At 66.0% G+C, this 1,286-nt stretch carries 3 protein-coding genes; all 3 read right to left on the bottom strand.

Going from position 1 to position 1,286, the window contains the following annotated elements; genetic code table 11:
• Nucleotides 1-594 (bottom strand): low temperature requirement protein A (locus AC04MI_RS25260; RefSeq protein WP_476499055.1); only part of this gene is annotated, 594 nt, incomplete at its 3' end.
• 28 nt (nt 595-622) lie between these two features.
• A complete protein-coding gene (locus AC04MI_RS25255) occupies nt 623-874 on the bottom strand; it encodes a hypothetical protein (RefSeq protein ID WP_435998765.1) in 252 nt (83 codons plus the stop codon).
• 99 nt (nt 875-973) lie between these two features.
• Nucleotides 974-1,286 (bottom strand): SDR family oxidoreductase (locus AC04MI_RS25250; protein WP_476499054.1); only part of this gene is annotated, 313 nt, incomplete at its 5' end.

Below are 1,286 nucleotides of genomic sequence, written 5' to 3'. Positions count from 1 at the left end.
ATCGATGGTCCAGTCCGACGTCTGCGAGCGTCCGAGACCCGGTACCGGAAAACCCGCCATCGGCGAGAGGTACTCGCAGCCCACCGCCAGCAACCACAGCATCAGGCGAGAAGACCCCTCGTTCACACCACCGGCGATCCACAGCGCGGCGGACACCAGCAACCAGCACAGCATGCGCAGGAAATTGGGGGTCAACGCATGCCCAGGATCCAGGCTGTACAGCACGGACAGGGTGCGCCCCACCTGGATGGCGGCAAAACTGCAGGCGAACAGCAGCCCCCGCTCGCCAAACGCGTCCGGGATGGCGGCGGACACCAGCAGGGCCAGCGCCATCAGCACCATCAGCATGGTGCGGATGACCAGATGCTCGGGATTGAACCAGTTGGTGACCCACGCGGTGTACTGCCACCCCAACCAGACCGCGAACCACAGCGTCGCCGTCTGCAGGACGCCGGGCCCCGACAGGTGCTTCAGCAGGTAGTGGGACAGCTGGGTGATGGCGAACACATAGACCAGGTCGAAGAACAGTTCAACGTTGGCCACGCGTGCGGGTTGCCCGGGCGTGCGGAGCAACGGATGCTGCGAGGTGCTCAAGCAGTCGACTCCCGGCAGGGGGGAAGATTCAGTGCTTCGTGGCCTTCCACGACAGCCACGCTCCCGTCGCCACCGGAACCGCGTAGATCAAGGCCTGGATGGGCAGCTCTTCCTGCAGCGAATAGCCGTGCGACATGCCGGTGCGCAGGTTCCACAGGACGGCGACGAGCCAGCCGACGCTGAAGACCGCCGCGACGGAGCGTCGCTTGGCCGGCTTTGCCAGCCACATCGCGATACCCACCAGCAGCAGACCGGCGAGGATGAAGATCAGGGTGCGCATCGATAAGGTCCTGTGCGGTGGCCGAGGGCCCGCTCCTACGTCAACGGAGGGGCGGACCCTCGGCATGGGCGGGCGGTAAGGGACCACCCGCCGCAGGGGTCACTTGGTGGTGTACCCGCCATTGATGAGCAGCGTCTGGCCSGTGATCCACCAGCCKTCGSTGACCAGGTGGCGGATGAAGGGCACGACATCCTCGATGTCGGTCAGGCCGGTCTTGCTGAAGGGCGACAGCGCGGCCGCCGACTTGTGGTACGCGACGGCGTCGGCGCCCTCTGCCGGATAGAAGAACGAGGTGTCCATCGGACCAGGGCCGATCGCAGTCACCGAGATGCCGCGCGCGCCGAACTCCTTCGCTGCCGCACGCGTGAAGTGCTCGACCGGTGCCTTCGTGCCCGCGTAGGAGGAATAGAAC

The sequence above is a fragment of the Acidovorax sp. LjRoot204 genome (genome assembly GCF_056175785.1).
The sequence above is the reverse complement of the archived record's forward strand: the minus strand, read 5'-3'. Positions and strand labels throughout refer to the sequence as shown.